Annotated in this window: 24 protein-coding genes; 15 read left to right on the forward strand and 9 right to left on the reverse strand. The window is 73.1% G+C overall.

The genetic code is table 11. From position 1 onward, the window contains the following. The 7 genes from ABZY12_RS08310 to ABZY12_RS08340 all read left to right on the forward strand — a co-directional run bounded on the left by ABZY12_RS08310 (position 1) and on the right by ABZY12_RS08340 (position 5,604). A complete protein-coding gene (locus tag ABZY12_RS08310; RefSeq protein ID WP_356888438.1) occupies positions 1 to 639 on the forward strand; it encodes a hypothetical protein in 639 nt (212 codons plus the stop codon). Continuing rightward, the gene (locus tag ABZY12_RS08315) at positions 640 to 1,401 is read left to right on the forward strand and encodes a 4'-phosphopantetheinyl transferase superfamily protein (RefSeq protein WP_356888440.1); all 762 of its coding nucleotides are present in this window, start codon (positions 640 to 642) and stop codon (positions 1,399 to 1,401) included. It begins immediately after the preceding gene. After that, on the forward strand, positions 1,398 to 2,555 hold the full coding sequence (gene rsgA / locus ABZY12_RS08320; RefSeq protein ID WP_356888442.1) for a ribosome small subunit-dependent GTPase A: 1,158 nt from the start codon (positions 1,398 to 1,400) through the stop codon (positions 2,553 to 2,555). Before ABZY12_RS08315 ends, rsgA begins: the two co-directional genes overlap by 4 nt. Positions 2,556 to 2,766: 211 nt before the next feature. Further along, positions 2,767 to 2,946 carry a hypothetical protein gene (locus tag ABZY12_RS08325; protein WP_356888444.1) on the forward strand — a complete coding sequence of 60 codons (180 nt, stop codon included), beginning with the start codon at positions 2,767 to 2,769 and terminating at the stop codon, positions 2,944 to 2,946. 82 nt (positions 2,947 to 3,028) lie between these two features. Continuing rightward, positions 3,029 to 4,051, forward strand: a complete 1,023-nt coding sequence (gntD, locus tag ABZY12_RS08330; protein ID WP_356888446.1) for a guanitoxin biosynthesis L-enduracididine beta-hydroxylase GntD — start codon at positions 3,029 to 3,031, stop codon at positions 4,049 to 4,051. A 30-nt stretch (positions 4,052 to 4,081) separates the two neighbouring features. Further along, positions 4,082 to 5,389: a cation:proton antiporter gene (locus ABZY12_RS08335; RefSeq protein WP_356888448.1), complete on the forward strand. Its 1,308-nt coding sequence runs from the start codon at positions 4,082 to 4,084 to the stop codon at positions 5,387 to 5,389. Beyond that, positions 5,389 to 5,604 carry a hypothetical protein gene (locus tag ABZY12_RS08340; RefSeq protein ID WP_356888450.1) on the forward strand — a complete coding sequence of 72 codons (216 nt, stop codon included), beginning with the start codon at positions 5,389 to 5,391 and terminating at the stop codon, positions 5,602 to 5,604. Before ABZY12_RS08335 ends, ABZY12_RS08340 begins: the two co-directional genes overlap by 1 nt. Before the next feature lie 104 nt (positions 5,605 to 5,708). Here ABZY12_RS08340 and ABZY12_RS08345 read toward each other — a convergent pair whose 3' ends face one another. Next, a complete protein-coding gene (locus tag ABZY12_RS08345) occupies positions 5,709 to 6,617 on the reverse strand; it encodes a sigma factor-like helix-turn-helix DNA-binding protein (protein WP_356888452.1) in 909 nt (302 codons plus the stop codon). A 163-nt stretch (positions 6,618 to 6,780) separates the two neighbouring features. Beyond that, the gene (locus ABZY12_RS08350) at positions 6,781 to 7,344 is read right to left on the reverse strand and encodes a DUF6479 family protein (protein WP_356888454.1); all 564 of its coding nucleotides are present in this window, start codon (positions 7,342 to 7,344) and stop codon (positions 6,781 to 6,783) included. Here ABZY12_RS08350 and ABZY12_RS08355 point away from each other — a divergent pair. Beyond that, complete coding sequence (locus ABZY12_RS08355; RefSeq protein WP_356888456.1) at positions 7,313 to 7,825, forward strand: SigE family RNA polymerase sigma factor; 513 nt, start codon at positions 7,313 to 7,315, stop codon at positions 7,823 to 7,825. The genes ABZY12_RS08350 and ABZY12_RS08355 overlap by 32 nt on opposite strands. A 72-nt stretch (positions 7,826 to 7,897) precedes the next feature. Beyond that, positions 7,898 to 9,211: a hypothetical protein gene (locus ABZY12_RS08360; protein ID WP_356888458.1), complete on the forward strand. Its 1,314-nt coding sequence runs from the start codon at positions 7,898 to 7,900 to the stop codon at positions 9,209 to 9,211. A 77-nt stretch (positions 9,212 to 9,288) separates the two neighbouring features. Here ABZY12_RS08360 and ABZY12_RS08365 read toward each other — a convergent pair whose 3' ends face one another. Then, positions 9,289 to 10,980 (reverse strand): bifunctional 3'-5' exonuclease/DNA polymerase, encoded by a 1,692-nt coding sequence (locus ABZY12_RS08365; RefSeq protein WP_356888460.1) that lies wholly within the window; start codon positions 10,978 to 10,980, stop codon positions 9,289 to 9,291. Between the two features lie 68 nt (positions 10,981 to 11,048). After that, positions 11,049 to 12,293: a LuxR C-terminal-related transcriptional regulator gene (locus tag ABZY12_RS08370; protein WP_356888462.1), complete on the reverse strand. Its 1,245-nt coding sequence runs from the start codon at positions 12,291 to 12,293 to the stop codon at positions 11,049 to 11,051. Between the two features lie 125 nt (positions 12,294 to 12,418). On the opposite strand from ABZY12_RS08370, the gene ABZY12_RS08375 reads away from it, so the two are divergent. Both ABZY12_RS08375 and ABZY12_RS08380 read left to right on the forward strand, forming a co-directional pair. Then, on the forward strand, positions 12,419 to 13,336 hold the full coding sequence (locus tag ABZY12_RS08375) for an NADP-dependent oxidoreductase (protein WP_356888464.1): 918 nt from the start codon (positions 12,419 to 12,421) through the stop codon (positions 13,334 to 13,336). A gap of 157 nt (positions 13,337 to 13,493) precedes the next feature. Beyond that, positions 13,494 to 14,780, forward strand: a complete 1,287-nt coding sequence (locus tag ABZY12_RS08380; protein ID WP_356888466.1) for an aminotransferase class V-fold PLP-dependent enzyme — start codon at positions 13,494 to 13,496, stop codon at positions 14,778 to 14,780. Between the two features lie 44 nt (positions 14,781 to 14,824). Here ABZY12_RS08380 and ABZY12_RS08385 read toward each other — a convergent pair whose 3' ends face one another. Both ABZY12_RS08385 and ABZY12_RS08390 read right to left on the reverse strand, forming a co-directional pair. Then, positions 14,825 to 15,721 (reverse strand): helix-turn-helix domain-containing protein, encoded by an 897-nt coding sequence (locus tag ABZY12_RS08385; RefSeq protein ID WP_356888468.1) that lies wholly within the window; start codon positions 15,719 to 15,721, stop codon positions 14,825 to 14,827. 476 nt (positions 15,722 to 16,197) lie between these two features. Further along, complete coding sequence (locus ABZY12_RS08390) at positions 16,198 to 16,632, reverse strand: ATP-binding protein (protein WP_356888470.1); 435 nt, start codon at positions 16,630 to 16,632, stop codon at positions 16,198 to 16,200. A gap of 162 nt (positions 16,633 to 16,794) precedes the next feature. On the opposite strand from ABZY12_RS08390, the gene ABZY12_RS08395 reads away from it, so the two are divergent. Both ABZY12_RS08395 and ABZY12_RS08400 read left to right on the forward strand, forming a co-directional pair. Then, complete coding sequence (locus tag ABZY12_RS08395; protein WP_356888472.1) at positions 16,795 to 17,652, forward strand: helix-turn-helix transcriptional regulator; 858 nt, start codon at positions 16,795 to 16,797, stop codon at positions 17,650 to 17,652. Next, positions 17,649 to 17,840 carry a DUF397 domain-containing protein gene (locus ABZY12_RS08400; protein ID WP_356888474.1) on the forward strand — a complete coding sequence of 64 codons (192 nt, stop codon included), beginning with the start codon at positions 17,649 to 17,651 and terminating at the stop codon, positions 17,838 to 17,840. The genes ABZY12_RS08395 and ABZY12_RS08400 overlap by 4 nt, the downstream gene beginning before the upstream one ends. Positions 17,841 to 17,903: 63 nt before the next feature. On the opposite strand, the gene ABZY12_RS08405 is transcribed toward ABZY12_RS08400, so the two are convergent. From ABZY12_RS08405 to ABZY12_RS08415, 3 genes are all read right to left on the reverse strand, one after another. After that, positions 17,904 to 19,994, reverse strand: a complete 2,091-nt coding sequence (locus ABZY12_RS08405) for an ABC transporter permease (protein WP_356888476.1) — start codon at positions 19,992 to 19,994, stop codon at positions 17,904 to 17,906. Next, positions 19,988 to 20,866: an ABC transporter ATP-binding protein gene (locus ABZY12_RS08410; RefSeq protein ID WP_356888478.1), complete on the reverse strand. Its 879-nt coding sequence runs from the start codon at positions 20,864 to 20,866 to the stop codon at positions 19,988 to 19,990. Before ABZY12_RS08410 ends, ABZY12_RS08405 begins: the two co-directional genes overlap by 7 nt. An 88-nt stretch (positions 20,867 to 20,954) precedes the next feature. Next, a complete protein-coding gene (locus ABZY12_RS08415) occupies positions 20,955 to 21,767 on the reverse strand; it encodes an NAD(P)H-binding protein (protein WP_356888480.1) in 813 nt (270 codons plus the stop codon). 79 nt (positions 21,768 to 21,846) lie between these two features. Between ABZY12_RS08415 and ABZY12_RS08420 the strand changes: the two genes are divergently transcribed. Together ABZY12_RS08420 and ABZY12_RS08425 are read left to right on the forward strand one after the other, a co-directional pair. Continuing rightward, the gene (locus ABZY12_RS08420) at positions 21,847 to 22,272 is read left to right on the forward strand and encodes a helix-turn-helix domain-containing protein (protein WP_356888482.1); all 426 of its coding nucleotides are present in this window, start codon (positions 21,847 to 21,849) and stop codon (positions 22,270 to 22,272) included. Next, positions 22,251 to 23,393, forward strand: a complete 1,143-nt coding sequence (locus tag ABZY12_RS08425) for a DUF2786 domain-containing protein (protein WP_356888484.1) — start codon at positions 22,251 to 22,253, stop codon at positions 23,391 to 23,393. Before ABZY12_RS08420 ends, ABZY12_RS08425 begins: the two co-directional genes overlap by 22 nt. Positions 23,394 to 23,979 lie beyond the last annotated feature (586 nt).

Genomic DNA, 23,979 nt, shown 5'->3' on the forward strand with positions numbered 1-23,979 from the left:
ATGAGTTTCGACCAGATCGTCAAGAGCACCCTGTGTCCGTTCGCGAAGCCGTCGAAGATGGGCCCGCCCCTCACCCTCGCCACCGGCGACGTGGAGCGCGAACTGCCCACCCACCGCACCGCCCTCGCCGACTTCTTCCGCACCGCCCGGGCCGAGGAGCTCGACGGCATGGTGATCACCTTCGAGGACACCGCCCTGGGCGCCACCCTGGACTCGCTGACCCGGCTGACCAAGCGGTTCTTCGAGACGCTCTGCGCGATGTACCCGAGCGTCTACCTCCAGGACTCCCCGGATCCGGACGAGACCTGGTACGCGATGATCGAGGGCGAGCGCTTCTTCGTCGTCTCCTTCGCGCCCTGCTATCCGGAGCACTCGCCGCGCTACAACCACGGAAGCCCGCACACGTACTTCCTGCTCCAGCCGGCCTCCACCTTCGAGCGGCACGCGCCCGCCATCGACAAGCGCAGGGAACGCATCCACCGGGCGTTCACGGTGGTGGGCAGGCCGTACGACGCCCGGCTCGCCAACGTCGAGAACGACATGTTCAAGTCCGTCATGCCGATCTCGCCGATCGACCGGCACATCGCGTGGTGGGAGGCCGGTGCCGACGAGGCGGTCGCGGCCGAGAGGGCCGGCTAGATGATCGAGGAGCTGCTGCCCCGGCCGGTCGCCACCGCGGAGGCGTTCGGCGACCCGGCGGGGGAGCCCGTCCCCTTCCCGGGGGAGGAGCATCTGCTGGCCCACGCCGTACCCGCGCGGCGGCGGGAGTTCACCACGGCGCGGGCGTGCGCGCGCCGGGCCCTCGGTCGGCTCGGAGAGCCGCCGGTGGCCATCCCCTACGACACCTCCCGCGCCCCCGTCTGGCCGGCCGGGATCGTCGGCACCGTCACGCACTGCGTCGGCTACCGCGCCGCCGCCGTGGCGCGCGCCGAGGACCTCGCGGCGCTGGGCTTCGACGCCGAACCGCACGAGCCGCTCGATCACACCGGCGTCCTGCACATGGTCACGAGCGCCGAAGAGCGCGCCCATCTGGCCGAACTGGCGGCGCTGCGTCCCGAAATCCACTGGGACCGGGCGCTGTTCAGCGCCAAGGAGAGCGTCTACAAGGCGTGGTCGCCACTGACCGGGCGCTGGCTGGACTTCACGGAGGCCACGGTCACCTTCCAGCCGCGCACGGCGACGTTCTCGGCCCGGCTGCTCGTGGACGGGCCGCTGGTCGACGGTGTGGGGCTGCGCGGATTCGAGGGGCGGTTTCTGGTCAGGGGCGGGCTGCTGCTCACCGCGACGACGGTGAGCCGCGTCCGAGGCGCCGCCTCCGGCGCCGACAATGGCCCTGACCTGGGGGCTGTCCGGCGGATCAGGGACGGACATCCCCTGGCCCGATCGAGGGGAACTCCGTGACCAGCTCAGCCACTTCACCGCTCGCCGCCTACGGGTGGGACACCGACTGGGCGGACGCGTTCGCCCCGCACGCGGAGGCCGGCCTCGTGCCCGGCCGGGTCGTGCGGGTCGACCGCGGCCGCTGCGAACTCGCCACCGCGCCCGACGAGACCCCCGCCATCGCCACGGCACCCGACGACACCACCGCCGGCACCGGCGCGAACCCCGCGGCCGGCGGCACGGTCCGTACGTTACGCGCCGACACCGACCCGGTGACCGGCGTCTGTACGGGCGACTGGGCCGCCGTCGACACGACGCCGCCGACCGGCCCCGTCGTACGGGCGCTGCTGCCCCGCCGTACCCGCTTCACCCGCTCGACCTCCTCCGCCCGCTCCGAGGGCCAGGTCCTCGCCGCCAACATCGACCTCGCCGTGATCGCGGTCTCGCTCGCCGTCGAGCTGGACCTCGGCCGCCTCGAGCGGTTCCTCTCCCTGGCCTGGTCCAGCGGCGCCCAGCCGGTGGTCGCCCTGACCAAGACGGACCTGGTCCCCGACATCACCCATCTCGTCTCCGACGTGGAGCGGGCTGGCCCGGGAGCCGGGGTCTTCCCCGTCAGCTCGGTCAGCGGCGAGGGCCTCGACGCCCTCGCCGGCGAGCTGGCCGGCCGTACCTCCGCCCTGCTCGGACAGTCCGGCGTCGGCAAGTCCACACTCGTCAACGCGCTGCTGGGCGAGGACGAGCAGGCCTCGGGCCCGGTCCGGGGCAGCGACGGCAAGGGCCGGCACACCACCACCGCCCGTGAGCTGCTGGTCCTGCCCCGGGGCGGGGTGCTCATCGACACCCCCGGGCTGCGCGGAGTGGGCCTGTGGGAGGCCAACGAGGGGCTCTCCCAGGTCTTCGCGGAGATCGAGGAGCTGGCCACGCACTGCCGATTCCACGACTGCGAGCACCACGCGGAGCCGGACTGCGCCGTGCTCGCCGCGGTCGAGGACGGCACGCTGTCGCACCGGCGGTTCGAGAGCTACCGCAAGCTGCTGCGGGAGAGCGCCTGGATCGCCTCACGCACCGACGCCCGGCTGCGCGCCGAACTGGCCCGTGAATGGCGCCGCCGCGAGGCGGCGGGCCGCGAGATGTACGAGCGCAAGCGGGGCGGGAAACACCGCAAGGCGTTCTGACGGTTGCACGGTCCCGCCGTGGAAGCGGCCCGTGGCCACTTGCAGCCACTGCAACTTGGTGCCAGTGGAAATCCTTGTAGGGCCCGTTCGGCCCCTGGCAAATTACTCAGCGGCGGCCGGTGAATGAGAGCCACGAAAATGGCGAGGTCACCGGCCCGCCCGGGGGAAAGAGGAATTTCCTCTCGCCACTTCGACGGAATCGGACGGCAAAATGCGACGCAAGGCTTTCGTCTACCTGATCTCGTGCGCTGCGGCCGTGACGACCACGGTCCTGGGGGCGGCCACCGCACAGGCGGCCGACTCCCACCCGGTGACCTCCGCGGCGCAGGCCGGCACCACCGCCGCCACCGGTACGAACGGCGACGCCGGCGACAGCTGGGGCTGGGACTGACCTCCCCGACGCCCCCGGGCGTGGGGGAACCACCCCCGGGCCCGCGGCTCCGACACCACCCACGCCAGAGAGGGCGAATTCCGTGACCATTGACCAGGGCGTGCTCCACTACGACTTGTCCACCGACGAAGTCACCCAACTCGATGCTCTGATCATTGAGTTGAAGGAGGGGGACTGCGACCCGGGCGACCCGCTCTTCCACGACCGGGCGTGGGAGCTCGCCGCACGGCTTCCCCTCGGACTGCGGAGGTTCCTGGCGGAGTTCCGGCGCGAGGACCCGGCCGCGGCGTTCAAGATCAAAGGGTTCACCGTCGACGACACGGCGGTCGGCCCCACCCCGCGGAACTGGGCGGAAGCGGCCACGTCGCGGCGGACCCGGCGCGAGGAACTCTTCCTCTCACTGATCGGCACATGCCTCGGGGAGGTGTTCAGCTGGCCCACGCTGCAATCCGGAAGAATGATCCAGAACGTGCTGCCGATCGCCGGCGAGGAGAACGAGCAGAGCGGTCACGGCAGCGATGTCCTGCTCGAATGGCACACCGAGGACGGCTTCCACCCCTATCGCTGCGATTATCTGGCCCTGTTCGGAATCCGAAACCACGACCGCGTTCCGACGACCGTCGCTTCCATACGCGATGTGGATCTCGGCGAGGAGACCCGCAAGATCCTTTCCGAACCGCGGTTCTACATTCTTCCCGACGACGAACACCTGCGGCAGCTGGCCGCCCAGCAGCCCGACCACCCCGGCCTGCTGCGCATGCGGGCCATGCGCGAGACCCCCGAGCCCGTGGCCGTCCTGTTCGGCGCCCCCGACTCGCCCTATCTGCGGATCGACCCCTTCTTCATGCGCTGTGTCGACGGCGACGCCGCCGCCGAGCAGGCGCTCAAGGAGCTGGTGCGGGAACTGGAGGCGGCGACGCGCGACGTCGTCGTCGAGGCCGGCTCGCTCCTCGTCGTCGACAACTACCTCGCCGTCCACGGCCGCAAGGCGTTCACCGCCCGGTACGACGGCACCGACCGCTGGCTGCAGAAGGCGATCATCACCCGCGACCTGCGCAAGTCACGCGAGACCCGCGACACCGCCGCCGGCCGCGTCCTGATCTAGCACCTGTCGGTCGAGGGGAGGGAAGACGCGATGGCAGCGTCGTCAAGTATTCCGCTGGACGCGATCGTCCTGGCGGATGTCGCGATCGTCCTGGTCGTGGGTGCCGTGATGGTCGCACTCGGCCGACGGCTCCACCAGCCGCCCGTGGTCGCGGAGATCGCGGCCGGGCTGATGCTCGGGCCGAGCCTGCTCGGGCTGCTGCCGGGCGATCTGCCCGCGCTGATCTTCCCGCCCGAGGCGCGACCCGCCCTGTCGGCGCTCGCCCAGGTGGGCCTGGCGCTCTTCATGTTCCTGGCGGGCTGGGAGCTGGACCTCGGCCGGCTGCGCGGCCGGACCGGATCCGTCGGGTCGACGGCGTTCCTGGCGATGGCCGTGCCGTTCGTGGTGGGCGCGGGCGCGGCGGCGCTGCTCTACCGCTCGACGGCCCCCGACGGCGTCGGCGCCGACATGTTCGTCCTCTACATGGCGACCGCGTTCTCGATCACCGCGTTCCCGGTGCTCGCCCGCATCATCCGGGACCGGCGGCTCGGCCACACCCGCGTCGGCGCGATGGCGATGGCCTGCGCCGCGGCCGGCGACGTGGTCGCCTGGTGCGTCCTGGTCCTGGTGGTCGCCCTGGCGGGCTCGGGCGGCACCGGCGGCTTCTTCACCGTGATCGCCCTGACCGTCGTCTACGCCGCGGTGATGCTCCTCGTCGTACGGCCGCTGCTGCACCGTGCGCTGCGCTCGGCCGCCGGGGGGCGGCAGGAGACGGGCGTACGGCTCGTCCTGATCGTGGCCGGTGTGCTGCTCTCCTCGTACGCCACCTCCTGGATCGGCATCCACGCCATCTTCGGGGCCTTCGCGTTCGGCCTCGTCATGCCGCGCACGACCGAGCCGCGCCTGCACCAACAGCTCGCCGCCCCGCTGGAGAAGACCTCTTCGCTGCTGCTCCCGGTCTTCTTCGTCATCACCGGCCTCTCCGTCGACATCGGCGGACTGGGCGCGTCCGGTCTCCTCACCCTGGTGGTCGTCCTGGCGGCGGCGGTGATCGGGAAGTTCGCCGGCGCGGCGATCCCGGCACGTCTCTCGGGGATGAGCTGGCGTGACGCGGGGGCGTTCGGGACGCTGATGAACACCCGGGGGCTCACGGAGATCGTGATCCTCGGGGTCGGCCGCGAACTCGGCCTGATCGGACCGGACCTGTTCACCATGATGGTGCTCATGGCACTGGTGACGACCGCGATGGCCGGGCCCCTGCTGCGCCTGCTCGGCGTGGGGGACGCGGCGCCCGTGACGGTGCCGGAGCCGCCGGAACCGACGACCGACAGCCGTAAGCAAGCGATCGGAGTCAACTGATGCACACGTCCGTATCCCAACCCCGGCCGCGCTTCCGCCACTTCGGTTACGAGCACCGCACCAACGGTACGGTCGTGATCACCCGTGCCTGCCGGATCGTCGCCGTCGTACGCGGCGACGCCCAGGTCCTGCGCTTCCTCGACGAACTCGCGTCCGCCGACGCGCAGGAGGTACTGGCCCGTTGGGTCACCCGCCTCGCCAGGGCGTCGCTGTAGCGACACGCGTGCGCGCGGGGTCGGTCGGGCGGAACTCGGCCGTGGCCGAGGGCCCGTCCGGCGGACCTGGCCGGGCGCCTGCCCAGGTGTCCGCCGGGCAGGCCCTAACCGTCGGCGGGGCCGGCCGGGAGCCGGACGTCCAGACGGGCGAGATGGGGCGGGTCCGCCAAGGCGTCGATGGCCGTGACCCGCCCCTCGATCACCGTGAAGGCGAACACCGTCTCCGGCTTCCCGACCGGCGCCCGCACCAGACCCGCCGCCCCGTCCACCAGCGCGTCCCGCGCCGTCCCGGACAGTCCGGCGAAGGTCCGCGCCACGGCCCGCGCGCCGTGCCCGGCCGCCACCCCCGTCCGTACCGCCTCGGCATCGGCCCGCAGCACCACGTCCGGGTCGAGCAGCCTGAGCAGCGCGTCGACGTCACCGGCGCGCGCGGCGGCGAGGAAGGCCACCACGACCTCCCGCTGGCGCGGCAGGTCCGGCTCCGGCATCTCCTCCGTGCCCCGCACCCGCCGTCGGGCCCGGGCGGCCAGCTGCCGGGTGACGGCCGGGGTGTGCTCCACGACCGGGGCGATCTCCTCGATCGGCAGCGCGAACACGTCGTGCAGCACGTACGCCAGCCGCTCGGCCGGCGGCAGCGTGTCCAGGACGGAGAGCAGGGCGGGACCGCCGGTGTCGGCGAGCAGAGCCCGCTGCTCGGGATCGGTGACCTCCTCGGGCCGGTGCGGCCGACCCGGCTCGCCGGAGGCCCACGGGTCCCAGGGGTTCTCCCGCCGCGCCTCGCGCGCACGGAGCACGGTGAGGCAGACCCGCGCCACGGCCGTGGTCAGCCCGGCGTCCAGGTCGTCGGCCGCGTCCGGGCCGCCGGCCCCCTTCGGGGCGGACCGGCCCAGCCGCGACCACGCCTCCCGCACCGCCTCGTCCGCCTCGTCCAGCGAGCCCAGCAGGTGGTAGGCGACGGCTCGCAGGCGCGGTCGCCGCTCCTCGTAGCGTTCGGCGGGAAAAGCGTGATCCACCACGTGATCGTCCACCGTCGTGACCTCCGTCGGGCATGACTCCACCGTCACCGGAGTGTCCCGCGTGGACACGTCCAGGTGACGGAGGTGACGCCGGGCGGTTCGGTCAGGTCCGAACCGCCCGGCGCGATCAGGGGACGGGGCCGTACGCCCGCCACGGGCGTCAGTCGCCGTGCCCGGGTCCGCCGCTGCCGAAGCCGCCGCTGGAGATGCCGCCCCACTTGCGCTTCTCCTCGCTGGGCGGTTCCGGTGAGGTCTCGGTGCCGGACGTGCCCGAGTCCTTCAGCTGGTACGGCATGAGCCGGTGCTCACCGTCCGTCTGCGGCATCTCGGCAGGGCGGCGGTACTCCGACATCTCGCCGGGCAGCCGGTCGGTGTCCGGCCGGTGCGGCTGCTCCTCGGGGGTCGGCGGGCGGGGCTCACGGTCCCGGATCCTTCGGCCGAGGACGAAGGCGCCGATGAGGACGCCGACGACGGCGAGACCGGCCAGGAACTGGCCCAGGCCCTGGGTCCAGACGCTGGCGGCCGTCGTGACCTCTGCGGAATGCATGACGAAAGCGTTCATATCCGCCGAATACCCGCCCAGGGTCGACTCAGACATCCCCGGGTCCCCACCTTTCTCCTTACGGGTGAAACATTCCCCCGGGTCCGTCGCGTCAAAGGTGTGGAGCGACGGGGACAAGGAGGGGGAGGTTATGCAGCACAAGTCCCGCGCGGACGAGTTCATGGAATTCGCGTCCGCCCGAACGGGGCACCTTTTCCGGTCCGCATGCCTGCTGACCAGCGGTGACACCCATCTCGCCGAGGATCTGACGCAGGAGACGCTCGGCCGGCTGTACGCGATGTGGGGACGGATGGGGCGGATCGGCAACCCGGCCGGATACGCCCAGACCGTTCTCGTGCGCACGTTTCTCACCCACCAGCGGCGGCGCTCGTCGACCGAGCGACCGCTCGGGGAGCTGCCCGAACGGGCCCCCGCCACCGGGGACGACCCGGCGCTGCGGATCGCCCTGCTGGACGCGCTGGCGGCGCTGGCGCCCAAGGACCGGGCGGTCGTGGTGCTGCGGTACTGGGAGGACCGCAGCATCGAGGAGACCGCCGAAGCGCTGCAGGTGAGCTCGGCGGCGGTACGCACCCGTTCGGTGCGGGCGCTGGGCAAGCTGCGGGAGCGGCTGGGCGGCAGCATCGTCGCCTTCGCGTCCCGCTGAGGGTCCGCACTCGCGGACCCCGGACTTTTCACTTCTGAACTTTCACCCATGGACCGGAGACGGTGATTCGGCATGCCTCTGAACGAGGGACACGACGGACACGAGCGACACGAGGGATTCGAGGAGCAGCTCGGTGAGGCCCTGCGCCTCACGGGCGACGGCTTCGCCGCGCACGACGGCCGCGAACTGGCATCCATGGGCCTCAGCCGCGGCCGGCGCCGCCTGGCCCGCCGCCGCGCGGCCGCGGTGACCGGCAGCATGCTGGCCCTCGCGGTGATCGGCGTCGGCGGGGTGTACGGCGCCGACCTGCTGGGCTCGGGCGGCGGGGAGGTGAAGGGGGCCTCCGTCGGCGCGCCGCGGCCGGGCGGGGCCGGGCCGGCCTCCCCGCAGGACAAGGGAGCGGCGCAGTCCCAGATCCCGGTCAAGGCCATCGCGGACGTCCTGGAGAAGAACACCCCGGCGGGCACCTGGACCTTCGACGGTCTGGAGGGCACAGGCCAGTCCGTCGCGGGCGTGTACGACGACGGCAAGGGCAAGGCGGCCGTCTCCCTCGGCCTGTACCGCGCCGGGGAGACCGGAGAAGCCGGAGCCGACCAGGTGACCTGCCCGGACAAGACCTTCGTCCCGTACGACGACTGCGTCAGCGAACGGCTGCCGAACGGCTCCCGACTGATGGTCATCCAGGGGTACGAGTACCCGGACAAGCGCGAGGAGACCAAGAGCTGGCGGGCCGTGCTGCTCACCAAGGAGGGCTTCCTGGTCGACGCGAGCGAGTGGAACGCGGCCGCGCAGAAGGGCGCCCCGGTCAGCCGCGAGACCCCCCCGTTCAGCCCCGCTCAGCTGAAGACGCTGGTCACGGCCGACGACTGGAAGCGGCTGCTCGAGCAGCTGCCGGAGAACAAGCCCGGCAAGGCCGAGCCCGGCGCGCCGACCACGGCGCCCGCGCAGGCCGAGCTGAGCGACGCGGCCATCCAGGCGAACCTGAAGACGCTGCTCCCCAAGGGCCTGAAGGTGGTCAGCCGGGGCGGCGACACCGGATTCGGCTACGTGGTCGTCGACGACGGCCGGGGCAAGAGCCTCGTCCAGATCAATGTCCAGCCGGGGATGGGGGACGTCGCGGGTGAACTCTTCGGCAGCGGCGACGTCACCACCCTGCCCGACGGCCGGCGCGTGAAGCTGACCCAGCAGCCCGGTGAGAAGGGCGGCGCGGGCGTCGTCTGGTGGACGGCCGACACGATCACCGAGGACGGCTTCCGTGTCGTGGTCTCCGCGTTCAACACCGGCGCACAGCACATGGACGCCACGCGCGCCGAGCCGGCGCTGACGATGGAGCAGCTGAAGACGATCGCGCTCAGCCCGAAGTGGCAGAAGGGCTCCGCGAAGTAGGACGGCGCTCCTGAGCGGGCGGTGGGCCGGACCCTTCCGGGGCCGGCCCACCACCCTTTCGCGTGCCGGCTCGCGCGCTATTTCGCGTCCGAGTACCGCTCCACCGTGGCCGTCGTGAACGGAAAACGCACCGGCGTCGGCCCGAACGCGATCCGCCCGGCCTCGTCCCCGGCCGCGCGGATCGCCTCCGTGACCGCCTCCGCCTCCTCGGCCGGGCAGTGCACGATCACCTCGTCGTGCTGGAAGAAGACCAGCTCGGCCCGCAACCCGGCGGTGGCACGGCGCAGCGCGGCGAGCATCAGCAGCGCCCAGTCGGCGGCGCTGCCCTGCACGACGAAGTTACGGGTGAAACGACCCCGGGCCCGTGCGTTGGTGGAGGCGTAGCCCGGCGTGAACTCGCCGTCCGGCACCGGAAGATCACCGCCCTCCTGGGGGAGACCGGCCTCCTCGTCGTCGCCCGAGCCGACCGCCCGCGGGCTGGTGCGGCCCAGCCAGGTCCGGACGAGCCTGCCCTCCTCGCCCGCCTTCGCCGCCTCGTCGACATAGGCCACGGCCCGGGGGAAGCGGCGGCGCAGCGCGGCCAGGTTCTTCAGGCCGTCCCCGCTGGTCTGGCCGTAGATCGCACCGAGCAGCGCCAGCTTGGCGTGGTCCCGGTCGCCCGAGAAGGCCCGGTCCGACAGCCGGGTGTACAGGTCGTCGGGGTGTCCGGCGACCTCCATCAGACCCGGGTCACGGGAGATCGCGGCCAGCACCCTGGGCTCCATCTGGTCGGCGTCGGCGACGACGAGCCGCCAGCCCTCGTCGGCCACGACCGCCTGCCGTATCACCTTGGGGATCTGCAGCGCCCCGCCGCCGTTGGTGGTCCAGCGCCCGCTGACCGTGCCACCGGGGACGTACTCGGGGCGGAACCGGCCGTCGCGCACCCAGTCCTGGAGCCAGGACCAGCCGTGCGCGGTCCAGATCCGGTACAGCTTCTTGTAGGCGATCAACGGCTCCACCGCCGGGTGGTCCAGCTCCGCCAGCTCCCAGCGGCGCGTCGACCTCACCCGGATCCCGGCCTGCGCGAAGGCCTTGATCACATCGGCCGGCAGGTCGGGGCGGACCCGGCGGCCGAAGGCGGCCGAGACCTCGTCGGCGAGTTCGGCGAGGCGGCGCGGCTCTCCGCCGCCCGCGTACCGCTCGCCGAGCAGTCCGTGCAGCACCTCCCGGTGCACATCGGCCCGCCAGGGCAGCCCCGCCCGGTGCATCTCGGCGGCGACGAGCATCCCCGCGGACTCGGCGGCGGTCAGCAGCCGCATCCTGCCCGGATGCTCGGCGCGGTCATGGCGCCGCTGCTGCTCGGCGTACACCTCCAGAAGACCCCCGAACGGGATCTCGGCGGTCGGGGCCGGTTCGAAGAGCGAGTCCTGCGAGCCGGGCTCGGCGGCTCGCTGCGGCGGGTCGGGGGGCACCGGCGCGTCGCGCAGCCGCGCGAGGGCGGCGGCTGCCGACCGGGGCTCCCCGAGGCGTCCCTCGTGCCCGAGGAGGAGCTGCTCGGCGTCCTCGATGTCGTAGCACCGCTCGACCCGCACCCCGGCGGCGAGGAGACGCGGATAGACCTCGGCGGTCGAGCGCCAGACCCAGCGGGCGACGTCGGGCCGGGAGCGCACGGCCTCGACGAGGTCCGGCTCGCGCCGGACGGGGCCGGAGGGCAGCCCGTCGGGACCGAGGGGAACGAGCCGCGCTCCGCCCCCCTCCGCCTCGCAGGCCAGCGCCCACCTCTCGCTCATGGGTGCGAGTCTGGCACCCGCCACTGACAACGGCCGTCATCGCCGACGCCACTGGCGACGACGGCCGGTCACGCCGCCTTGTGGAACAGCGCGGCGGCCTCCCCGCGCGAGGCGACACCGAGCTTCGTCAGGATGTTGGCGACGTGGAACTTCACCGTCGACTCGCTGATGTGCAGCTCCTGCGCGATCTGCCGGTTGCGGTGCCCGAGGGCGAGGTGGGTGAGGACCTCCAGCTCCCGCTCCCCGAGCCCGGTGAGCGGGTCCGCCGCCCCCGCCAGGGCTTCCGGGGTCGCCAGCGGGATCACGGCCGTGATCGTCGTGCCCCAGCCGGGCACCGCCTCCATGTCCAGGTGACCGCCCAGCACCTCCAGGCGGTCGGTGATGGTGCCCGCGCCCAGGTCGCACGGGTCGAGGGCGCCCGCCCCGTCGTCCCGTACCGCCGCCCGCAGTTCGTGCTCCGTCACCTGCCAGCCGACATGGACCCGGCGCACGGATTCCTGTTCCAGGATCACGAGCAGCAGCGCCCGGACGATCGCCCGCGCGCTGTGCGCCACGTCCGCCGGAAGGGAGCGCTCCGTGTCCGGCGGGCCGAGTTCGAGCCGTACGGGACTGTGCCGCAGCATCGGCCGCAGATCGTCGGCCAGCCGGGCGAACGCCTCACGGGACGGCTCCTCGGCGATCAACCGGTCCCGCTTGCTCTCCGCCCGCATCTCGATCAGCGCGGAGACCGCCAGATCGGTCGCGGTCGCCCGGGCGGTCGCGTCGTCCAGAGCCCGGCTGCGCAGCACCCCGAGGACCCCCGAGAAGGCCGCCGCGTGCGCCGTCGACAGCTCCGCGATCACCCGCGCCCGGGTGTCGGCCGCGGTCCGCGAGCGGGCCAGGGCGCCCGGCAGCGCCTCCACCGCGAACCGGTCGAAATGGCTGGTCACCAGGTCCCACAGGGCCTGCGCGACGGCGAGTTCGGCCTCGGCGACGGGCGCGGCGCCCTCCTCCCGTACGAGAACCAGAACCGACCGCCGCGCGGTCGCGTCGCTCGTGACCGCGACGACGTCGCGCGTGAGGCCACCGACCGGGGCCCGGCCCTGCCACGGGGTCCCGGGGACGCCGGAGGCCAGCAGAGGGGTGAGATCGGAGGCGAGGAGCGCGTCCGTCTCGCCGACCGACTTGAACGGCGAATGGGCGCAGTGCGTGGAGAGTTCGGCGGCGCCCCGGTGCGGGATCAGCGGCGCCAGGGCGGCCGAGACCCGGGGAAGGATCTCGCCGAGCGGCTGCCGGATGATCTCGTACGCGGTGCTCAGCGTGGTCGCGTCCATGGGCTTGAGCGTACGCGGGGGGCGGGGCGGCGCGGCTGGCCTTCCGGACAGGTACGACTGGCCGTTGGGCGGGCGGGGAGGAGGTGCTGTCGACCGCAGGCTGGAGGCGACCTGAGGAGGTTGCGATGGAAGCGATCGTGTACGAGAGGTTCGGCGGCCCGGAAGTGCTGCGCCACGAGGCCGGGGTGGACCTGCCGGAGCCGGGCGCGGGCCGGGTCCGGGTGAAGGTGGCGGCGGTGGGCGTCAACCCCGTGGACCACAAGCGCCGTTACGGATGGGTCGAGGAGTTCTACCCGACCACCTTCCCCGCCGTGCCCGGCCTGGAGTTCGCCGGGACGGTGGACGCGCTGGGGCAGGGGGTGACAGAAGTCGCGGTCGGCGACGAGGTGTTCGGCTGGACGACGACCGGCGCCTACGCCCAGTACGCCCTCGCCGAGGTCTTCGCCCCCAAGCCCGCCGGTCTGTCCTGGGAGCGGGCCGCGAGCATTCCCGTGGCCGGCGAGACCGCCGAGCGGGTCCTGGCCCTGCTCGGCCTGAAGGAGGGCGAGACCCTGCTCCTGCACGGCGCGGCGGGCGCGGTCGGCGCCCTGGCCGTCCAGCTCGCGGTCGCGGCCGGCGTCACGGTCGTCGGCACGGCCTCGGAGCGCAACCACGCCTTCCTGCGGGGGCTCGGCGCGATCCCGGTGACGTACGGCGAGGGCATGGCGGACCGGGTCCGGGCGGCCGCGCCCCGGGGCGTCGACGCGGTCTTCGACGCCGCCGGGCACGACACGCTGCCGGTCTCGATCGAGCTGACGGGCGGAGCGAAGGACCGCATCGTCACCATCGCGGCGCCCGACGCGGCGGACCACGGCATCGTCTTCTCCGGCGTCTCGGTCCCGCCGGAGACCGCCCGCACCTGGCTGACCACCCACGCCCGCCTGGCGACGGAGGGCCGTCTGCGCCTCGACGTGGCGCAGACCTTCCCCCTGAAGGAGGCGGCTCGGGCTCAGGAACTGAGCGAATCGGGCCATGTGCGGGGCAAGCTGGTACTGCTCCCTTAGCGCGCCGTCCTGCGGAGCTTGGATGACGCCTCCACCGTTTGGGTGATGGTGTTGTCGGCACCCGTGGCCACTACGCGTAGCCTCGTCACCAGAAGGGCACCGACAGCTATGCCGCCACCGCTCCACCGGTCGTGGTGCAGGTGGGAAGGGGTGCTGGATGTCGATGACGAGTCGGCGCGGTCTGCTGGCCAAATCCGCGGGAGCGGTGGCGGTCGCCCTCGTGCCCAGCTCCGGCGCGGCCAGGGTGAACACCCCACCGGCGCGGCCGGTCACCACGCCCGACGGGCGCGTGGACTGGGACGCCTTGCGGGCGCAGTTTCGTCTGGAGCCGGGATGGGCGAACTTCGCGTTGTTCTACCTGACCTCGCATCCGAAGGTGGTCCGGGACGCGGTGGATCATCTGAGTGCACAGGTCGACGCCAATCCTCTCTCGGTGCCCACGGGGATGGCGCTGCCCGACGGTCCGACCGGATGGCCCCGGGTACGCCAGGCGCTCGCGGCCTATCTCGGAGGCCGGGCCGAGGACATCGCGATGACGGCGAGCACGAGTATCGGGCTGGGTGTCGTCTACAACGGCATCGTGACCCGTCCGGGACAAGAGTTCCTGCTGACGGCGCACGACCACATCTCCCATCGCACCGCCGCACGGTTGGCCGCCGAAAAGCATGGCAACACGGTGCGGCTGGTCTCCTGGTTCGCCGATCCGGCCACCGCGACGGCCGACGGCATCGCGGCAGCGGTCGGCGAGGCGATCCGCCCGAACACGAGAGTCGTGGGGATCACCTGGGTGCAGTCCAGTACGGGGCTTCGGATGCCGGTGCGTGCGGTGGCCGAGGTGGTGCGCCGGGCCAACCGAGGGCGCGGTCCTGCCGACAGGTGCCTGCTGGTCGTCGACGGCGTGCACGGGCTGGCGGCCGTCGACGAGGATGCCGCCGGCCTGGGCGCGGACGTGGTGATCGCGGGAACGCACAAATGGCTGTTCGGTCCCAGGGGAACGGGGCTGGTCTGGGTGGCGCCGGACGTCCTCGAGCAGCTGCGGCCCACGTTCGTGAGCTTCATCGGGAGCGGCGGAGCGGCGTCCCTGTCTCCCGGCGGGTTCCTGGCGTTCGAGCACGCCTTCGCCCTGCCGGCGGCGGTGGCGCTGCATGAGCAGCTGGGCCGAGCACGCGTCGCCACCCGCATCACGCAACTGTCGACCCGCGTGAAACAAGGACTCAGCCGCATCCCCGGGGTCACCGTGCACACTCCTGCCGACCCGGATCTGTCCGCGGGTATCACCTGTTTCAGCGTGGCAGGCCACACCCACCAGCAGGTCGTCGACCACGCCGCCACCCACCGCGTGCGGCTGTCCACCTCGACCTACACCCGCATCGGCACCGCCGTCATCAACACGCCGGCGGAGATCGACACGGCACTCGACAGCCTGGCTGATCTCACCCGCTGAAAGCCGTTCTGATTCAGCGCGGCCGGCCGACGTCCCGACGGTCACTAGGCGGCCTCTCTCTGTTCGGGGCGGCAGTCGCGGCACAGGCCGGGCTCTGGGGAGCGGATGGCGCGTTCGCAGGAGTCGCAGTTCTGGAAGGGGACCGGGGCGGGGGCGGGTGGCCGCGTCGGTAGCGGCGGCGGCAGCAGGGCCGTGAGGCGGTGAGCCAGGAGCCCGGCCGGGTGTCTGAGGTCGTCGGGGAGGTCGGCCGCGAGGGTGCGTCGTACGGCGTCGGGGTGCGCGCCACGCTCCAGCCAGGCGGTGACGCCGGGGGCGAGGCGGTGGACGTCCCGCTCGGCGAGGAGAAGCCGCGGTTCGTGGAGGTGGAGCCCGGCGAGGAGGTCGAAGGCGGGGCGGTGCTGTCGCGTGAGCGGTGACGGTGACGGTGACGGTGACGGTGACGGCGACGGGGCCGGAGCCGGGGGCGGGGCGGGGGCCGGTGGTGGGGGTGACGGCGGTGGGGACGTCTTCGGCGCGGGTGGTCTGGGTGGCGCGGGTGGCCCGAGTGGTACGGGCTGCTCGGGAGCCGCATCCGGTACGGGCGTCTCCGGCGGCGGCTCCGGTTCACCCCCCGGGCGGTTGTACGAGATCGTGCGCGGGGCGAACCGGCCGTTGGGCAGCCGCTCGTTGAACCGCTTGAGGTAGCCGTGGGCCTCCAGCTCCCGCATGGCGGCGGCGATGCGCAGCTCGCTCTCGGGGAAACGCTCGGCGATCGCCTTGATGCCGACGGATGCTCCAGTGGGCAGCGACTGGATGTGGACGGCGAGCCCGATCGCCAGCAGCGAGAGCTTGCGGTGCTGGGCGAGGTGGTTGCCGACGACCGTGTAGCGGGTCGTGTGGGTGACGTTGACGTGAATCACGCCGGAGGCCCGCGAGGGAGCGCTAAGGTTCTGGGTATCCATCAGGAAGGTGTTGCTTCCTCGTTGGTCAGGCCCTCGATCGGGATCGCTACTCCCGGCCGGGGGCCGAACTGTTTTCAGTGGGTTGCCATGAGCATATTCCAGGCAACCCTCCCTAAATCCAGCCCAGTTGGTACAAGTCACCCGTGTGAGTGACGGGGAGGCTGGAGGGGTTGGGGACGGTAATTGCCCTGGTCTTTTAACTCCTTTACGTCGCGGGCCACCGCGTCGCGGACGCCCGCGACGCGGGATGTGCCGGGGTGGGCGTTGCCTGTTCGTTTCTGGTGTCTGGCCGCCCTCTATCCGAGTGTGGCGCCCTGCGCCGTCCCCTCAAGGGCGGGCTTCGGGCGCCTTTTCACACTCGGAGGGCGGCCGGGGGTGGGGGCCAGGCGCGGGGGCTGTGTTTGTCGTTCGGCTCCGTGGAGCGTCTGCGGGTCAGAGCTGCGCGGTAGTGGTGTGGGGCGGCCGGGCGGGGCCCCCTACCCCGAGGCCCCGAACCCGATCTCCGCCCAGACCGTCTTGCGCGGTACGGGGCCGGCCACCACGCCCCACCGGTCCGCGAGTGCCTCGACGATGACGAGCCCCCGCCCCGACTCCGCCGAGTCGGTCGGCTCCGCGCCTCCCAGGACGGGCATCCGGTCGGCCCGGGTGTCGGTCACCTCGATACGGAGGGTGGCCGCCGTGGCGGTGAGCGCGAGGCGGAAGTCCCGCCCGGGGACGCGACCATGAGTCACCGCGTTGGTGGCCAGTTCCGCGACGATGTGGGCCGTCGGCTCGGAGATCGGCTCCAGCTCCCAGGCGCGCAGCTGCTCCACCGCGAGGAGCCGGGCGAGCCGGGCGCCCCGCCGCGTAGCGGAGAGCTGGATTCCGAACTGGCGTACACACGCCAGGACTTGGGGTGATTCCTGATTCATGTCACCCAGCGTGGTGGGCCGTGCCTACGCTGCCCAGCAAAGACCCCCTTACGTACGGTAATTGTCCCGCGACTGTCCGGTGCTGTCCCGGCTGTCCGGCGTGACCTTTCGGGTAGTGGGGCGCTGAACGGATGGCGGACGGCACCTCGGAGGTGGGCGGGCATGAGCGTGGACGGTGTGGGGACGGAAGAGCCGGGCTGGGAGGTCGACCCGGACGACGAGTCGGGAGCGGCGGTGGTGGCCGCCGTCGGGCGGCAGATCAAGCTCTGGCGGGAGGCCAAGGGGCTGCGCGCGGCGGAGTTCGGTGAGCGGATCGGTTACGGCGAGGACCTGATCCGCAAGGTGGAGCGGGGCGCCCGCATCCCCCGGCCGGAGTTCCTGGACAAGGTGGACGAGGCGCTGGCGGCCGACGGTCGCATCTCGGCCATGAAGCAGGACGTGATGGAGGTGCGCTACCCGAAGAAGGTGCGGGACTTGGCGAAGCTCGAGGCGCGAGCGGTCGAGTTCGGCCTGTACAGCACCCACAACATCCATGGCCTGTTGCAGACGGACGAGTTCTCACGGGCGCTGCTTCGCACGTGGCGTCCCGCGTACTCACCGGAAGAGTTGGAACGGCTTGTCGCCGCGCGCATGGCGCGACAGTCGGTCTTCGAGAGATCACCGGCCCCCGATTTCAGCTTCGTCCAGGAAGAGGCGACGCTCAGGCGACCCCACGGCGGCAGAATGGTGCTGCGTCGTCAGCTCGAACGTCTGCTGGAGGTCGGTGAGTTGCCCAACGTCGAGATCCAGGTGATGCCGACCGCGCACGCGGACCATCCGGGGACGGGCGGATTGATCGAGGTGCTGAAATTCGGGGACGGTAGTGCCGTGGGGCGCTCCGACGGCGACTTCAACGGCCGTCCGGTGTCCGATCCCAAGCGGCTCCGAGTCCTCGACCTGCGGTATGGCATCATCCGGGCCCAGGCTCTCACCCCGAGGGAGTCGCGGGCCTTCATCGAACAACTGCTGGGAGAGACATGATCCGCAAGCCCGAGCTGGAGTGGTTCAAGAGCAGCTTCAGCAGCAGCAGCAACGGCGAAGACTGCGTCGAGGTCGCCACCACCCCCGGCACCGTCCACGTCCGCGACTCCAAGAACATCCCCGGCCCCCACCTCGACCTCGCCCCCTCCGCCTGGGCCGCCTTCGTCTCGTACGCCTCCGAAAGCTAGCGGGACGGGGCGGTGACCCGGCTCCGACTCCGGTCACCGCCCCGTCCTCACCACCTTCGCCGCTCAGCGCGTCAGGCGCCACGCGGGGAGCGCCGCCGCGCCCACCGCGACCACGGCGCACGCTCCCGCCGCCGCCCCGACCGCGCCCCACGGCACGGTCAGGGCCACCGGCGCCGAGAGGGCCGCCAGGCCCGCGCCCAGGACCGCCAGGTTCACCGCCGTCACCGCCAGGCCCAGGACCGTCCCGATCGCCACGGCCAGGCCCGCCTCGCCGGTCACCACCCGGAGGGCTTGGGCGCGGGTCGCCCCCGCCAGCCGCAGGGACGCCAGTTCCCCGCCCCGTACCGAGGTCGCCATCAGCAGGGTGTTCGCGAGGGCGATCACCGTGTAGACGAGGGCGATGCCCAGGACCAGGAGCAGCCCGAGCCGGGTCTGCGGGCTACTCGACGGGTGGGTGGCGGCGGCCCACTCCTCGACCGTACGGACGGGTCCGCCGGCCGCCGAAAGGGCCTCGGGCGCGACGCCCCGCGCCTCGACCCGGTCCACCGCCGCACCCGGCGCGTTCGCGCGGGTCACGTACGGCCCGTTGTCACCCGTGCCGAGCGCCAGGACCGCGACGACCCGCAGCCGTACCGGACCGCTGCCGTCCGCGAGCCACACCTCGACGACCTCGCCGACGCGCCCCCGTTCCCACTCCTCGTTGACGACGATCGACCGGTCGTCGAGGTCCCGTACGTCCCCGGCCACCACCGGCAGCCGCGCCAGGTCCGCGAAGTCCGCCGGGTCGGAGACCGCCCGCGCCCCGTACTTCACGAGCGCCTCGGCCCCGTCCCGTACGAAGACGGACGTCGCCCCCGTCGCCGACGCGCCGGGCACCGGCCGCAGGTCCTCGCCGCTCACGACGTACTCGGCACGCGTCTGCTCCCGCGCCTCCGCCGCCTTCGTGCTCGTCACCGTCGTCGCCGACCCCAGCAGCGAACCCGCCAGGGCGACGGTCACCAGCACCGGCGCGGCGACGGCGGCGGTACGGCGCACGGCCGCCGCGCTGTTCTCCCGTACGAGCGTCCCGATCGCGCCCGGCAGCCGCAGGGCGCGCGCCACCGGCCGTACCAGCGCCGGGGCGAGCAGCGCGAGACCGGTGATCAGCAGCATCGGCTGGGTCGTGTACGTCTTGCGCTTCATCAGCTCCGACGGCTCGGTGAGGCAGGTCCACACGAGCAGCCCGAGGCCCGCCAGCAGCAGTCCCGCGCCCAGCAGCGCACGGCCGAGCGGCAGTACGTCCGTGTCGACGTCCGCCTCCTGGAGCGCCGCCGTCGGGCCGACCTTCCCGGCTCGGCGTGAGGCGGCGACCGCCCCGGCGAGCGCGACCGTCACCCCGGTCCAGAAGGCCGCGTGCGGCGGCCAGGTGGTGGCGTGGTCGATCACGAACCATTCCGGGGCCATGTTCCCGGCGACGAGCACGCGCGCCAGCCAGGGCGCACCGAGGACGCCGAGCGCGCAACCGGTGGCCGAGGCGAGGACGCCGACGCCCGCCGCCTCGGCGAGCAGCATCCGCCGTAGCTGTCCGGGCGTCGCTCCGGCCGTGCGCAACAGCCCGAACTCGCGCCGCCGCAGGGCGACGGCGAAGGCGAAGGTGGAGGCGACGACGAAGACGGAGACGAAGGTGGTGACGCCGCCCGCCGTGCCGAGGAGGGCGTTGAGGGCGACGAGCGCCTCGGCGTCCCGCTCGGGCTCGGGGTCCGCGAGCCGTCGGTCGTCGCCGGTGAGTACCTGGGCGCGGGTGCCGACGAGGGTACGGATCTCGGGGGCCGGGCCGTGGACGCCGACGGCGTCGGGGCCGTCGGCGGTGGTGACGGTCCAGCGGGCCTTCAGCTCGCGCAGCAGTTCGGTATCCACAGGCTGTGGACGGTCGAGCTTCTTGGAGACGGAGGTGGTGGCCGGTCCGCGCCGTACGTCGACGGTGACCGCGTCCCGCCCCTTGACGACCACCGGCGCGGACGCGAACCGCTGCGGCGTACGTTCCGGGGCGTCGAAGGTGGCGGAGAGGCCGAGGCCCATGGTGGTGAGGAGGCCGACGCCGAGGGCGAGGGCGACGAAGCTGCCGAGGAAGGCGGCCCAGCGGGCGCGCAGCCCGGAGAGGACGACGGTCAGCACGCGACGCCCTCCGCCTTGGCGCCCGCGTCCTCAGCGCCGGTGAGGCCTTCCGCCCCGGCGCCCGCGTCCTCAGCGCCGGTGAGGCCTTCCGCCCTGGCGCCCGCGTCCTCCGCGTCGGTGAGGCCCTCCGCCCTCGCACACGCGCCCTCCGCGTCGGTGAGACTCGCCATCCGGGTCGCGACCTGCCCGACCGTCGGGGCGAGGAGTTCCCCGCTCACCCGCCCGTCGACCAGGAACACCACCCGGTCCGCGCGGGCCGCCGCCACCGGGTCGTGGGTGACCATGAGGATCGTCTGGCAGTCCCGGTCCACCAGCTCACGCAGCATCGTCAGCACGTCGCGGCTCGTCGTGGAGTCCAGTGCGCCGGTCGGCTCGTCCGCGAAGAGCACCGCCGGGCGGGTGATCAACGCCCGTGCGATCGCGACCCGTTGCTGCTGTCCGCCGGACAGCTCCCCGGGGCGGTGCTTCTCCCGCCCCGCCAGCCCCACCCGGGCGAGCGCCTCCCTCACCTCGGTACGGGACGGGCGGCGCCCGGCGAGGCGGAGCGGCAGGGCAACGTTCTGCGCGGCCGTCAGCGAGGGCAGCAGGTTGAAGGACTGGAAGACGAACCCGATCCGGTCCCGCCGCAGCAGCGTCAGCCGCCGCTCGCTCAGCCCCTCCAGGGCTGCCCCGCCCACCTCCACCCTGCCGCTGGTGGGCCGGTCGAGGCCGGCCGCGCACCGCAGCAGCGTGGACTTGCCGGAACCGGAGGGCCCCATCACGGCGGTGAAGGTACCGGCCCGGAAGTCCAGGTCGACGCCGTCGAGGGCACGGACGTCCCGGTGGTGGCGGTGCAGGGCGGTGAGCCGTACGGCTACGGCGCTTGAAGTCATGTTTCAAGCGAACCGTTTCCGCCCCTTCCGATCACGACCACTGAAGGGCGTCTCGGAGGTAGGGCTGGACCTACCTCCGCCGTACGCCCTACCCCTGCCGTACGGCTGCGGCGAAGACCTCAAGGGCGTCCAGCGGCTCCCGGCCGAGCAGCTCCCGCAGCTCGCTCTTCACGCCCGTCCCGTCCATGAAACCGTGCGCGATGGCCGAGTACGTGCCCGTCAGCATCGGGACCTGGAAGGACTCGGCGCCGGACGCGGCGAGGGCGGCGCGGGCCCCGGCCAGGGTGCCGGGGGCGTACTCGGCGCCGAGCGCTCGCGCCAAGTCGGCACCTCCCAAGGGCCGTTCCCCGACGAGCTCGTAGGTGCGGTTCGCATGGGCCGAGGGATTGGTGGCGACGGTGACCGCGATCTCGGCGAGGTCCTCGCGGGCGACGGCGGCGAGCCGGCCCTCGCCGAGCGGGCCGGTGATGCGGTTCTCGGCGTCCGGGGTGGCGAGCCAGACGAGGAGTTCGGCGTAGAGCCCGTTGCGCAGCACGGTCCAGTCGGCCGTGGAGCGCTGGAGCCGCCGCTCGGTCCAGCGGTGGGGGAGGGAGTACGTGAGGTGGTCACCGTCACCGGACAGGCTGGTGTAGACGATGTGGCCGACCCCGGCCCGCTCGGCGGCGGAGATGGCGGCCTCGTGGCGGGCGATGACCGTGTCGTCCTCCCCGTACCCCGCCGATATCAGCAGCAGTGTGTCGACGCCGGCGAAGGCGTCCGGCAGCGTGGCGGGCTCGTCGAAGTCGACGAGCCGGGTGCCGGGCAGCCCCGCGCGGGTGCCGAGGACGACGTCGTCGCGCCCGGTGAGACGCTCGGCGACGAGCCGGCCGAGACCGCCGGAGACACCGGTGACGAGCAGCATGCTTCCCCCTGATTTCGCGATGGTGTGCGGTGAGGATCATTCTGGTGGGGCGGGCGCGACCGCGTAAGGAGGCACATTCATGTCAGTGGGGCACACGGAGGTAACCACCGAGGTCACGGACGAGGTCACCACCGAGGTCGCCGTCGACCCGGTGGTGAGCTGCGCGGAAGAGTGCGGGGTGCGGGACGTCCAGGACCGGCTCGGCGACAAGTGGACCGTGCACGTGGTGGTCGAACTGGCGGCGGGGCCACGGCGGTTCAGGGAGCTGCAGCGGCTGGTGACCGGCGTCTCGCAGCGGATGCTGACGCTCACCCTGCGCCGGCTGGAGCGGGACGGCCTGGTGACGCGGACGGTGTACCCGACGGCACCGCCGCAGGTGGAGTACGCGCTGACGGCGACGGGTCACAGCATGACCCATCTGATCAAGCAGCTGATCGACTGGTCGCTCGACCATCGCGCGGTGATCGGGCGGGCGCGCGAGGAATGGGACGCGAAGCAGAAGTGAGCACGGTGGAGCGGGCGCTGGAAGCGCTCTACACGGACGACGAGCGGGCACTCGACACCGCGGCGTCGCTGCTCGCCGCCGACCCGGCGGCGGACGCGGAACTGGCGCGTCGGGGTGAGGAGTTCGTGCGCCGGGCGTGGGAGCGCGGCTGGCAGCCGGCCGATGTCGTACGGCTGGCACGCCGGGAGCTTCCGGAGGAGCGCGTGCGTCTGCTCGGTGCCCTGATCGTGTCGGAGACGGCCGGTTACGAACGGCTGCCGGCGCGGTGGGCGGGGCAGATCGCCGAGCTGGACACGCGCCCCTGGAAGGCCGACCGCTTCTCCTACGCGACGGCGGTCCTGGAGCTGTACCGCCTGCTGGTCCGGCTGCCGTCCCTCGATCCGGTGGGCCCGGTGCCGGGCGACGCGCTGCTTCCGCCCCCGGCGGCGGGCGAGCCGCGCATGCTGACCCGGGTCCGTGCCCTGCTCGCCAAGGCGGAGGCGACGGGATACCCGGAGGAGGCGGAGGCGCTGACGGCCAAGGCCCAGGAGTTGATGGCCCGCCACAGCCTGGACGAGGCGGCGCTCGCGGCGGGGGCGCCGGCGGGGGAGACGCCGGGGGCGGTACGAATCGGGGTGGACGCGCCGTACGAGCAGGCCAAGGCGATCCTGCTGGACGCGGTGGCGACGGCGAACCACTGCCGGGCGGTGTGGAACGAGGCGTACGGCTTCTCGACGGTGATCGGCTTCGAGGCGGACCTGGAGCCGGTGGAGCTGCTCTACACCTCGCTCCTGGTGCAGGGGACGTCGGCGATGACGCGGGCGGAGGCGGAGCAGCGGGCGGGGGGCCGCAAGCGCACGAAGTCCTTCCGCCAGTCCTTCCTCCTCGCCTACGCGAACCGCCTGGGGGCGCGGCTGTCGAGCACCTCCCGCCGCGTCGCCGCCGAGACGCCGACGCTGCTGCCGGCCCTCGCCTCGCGCGAGGTCGCGGTCACCTCGCGCACGGACGAGCTCTTCCCGGAGACCCGCACGACGCGGGTCCGCGCGATGTGGGACGAGGCGGGCTGGACCCACGGCACGACGGCCGCGAACGCGGCGGGCCTCGGCCCCGACCGCCCCGCCGTGCACCAACGCCGCCCCTGACCGTCGCCCACCCCCGCCACGGGGCGCCCACCCCGCCGGAGCCTGCGCCCCGCCCGCCCGACCGCCCGACCGTGCGCCAACGCCGCCCCTGCCCCGCCACCGGGCCGGTGCCCTCCCCGCCACGGGGCGCCCACCCCACCGTGGCCTTCGCCCCGACCGCCCGGCCGTGCGCCAACGCCGCCCCTGACCGTCGCCCACCCCCGCCACGGGCGCCCACCCCACCGTGGCCTTCGCCCGGCCGGGGCGGCGGTGCCCACCCTTCCCCCACCCCGTTGTGGGCAACTGTTCCGCTGGGGCGGAACGGGTGGGCACAACGGACGGCGCCCTTGCCGGGCCCAGGCTCCCCGTGCCTGCGGTGCCCACGGGTGCGGCGCCGTCGTCGGGCTGTGCCCACCCGTTCCGCCCTGCGGAACGAATGCCCACAACGGGTGGTGAGGCCCCACGGGCGGCCAGGCCCCCACCAGTCGGCCGGCGCGGCCGGGCCACGCCAGGCGGCCGGGGCAGCCGTACCCCCGCCGGGGCGGCCAGGCCCCCACCAGGCGGCCGGCGCGGCCGTACCCGCCGGGCGACCGGCACCGTCGCCGCC

It is taken from the genome of Streptomyces sp. NPDC006551 (assembly GCF_040611675.1).
Lineage (GTDB): Bacteria > Actinomycetota > Actinomycetes > Streptomycetales > Streptomycetaceae > Streptomyces.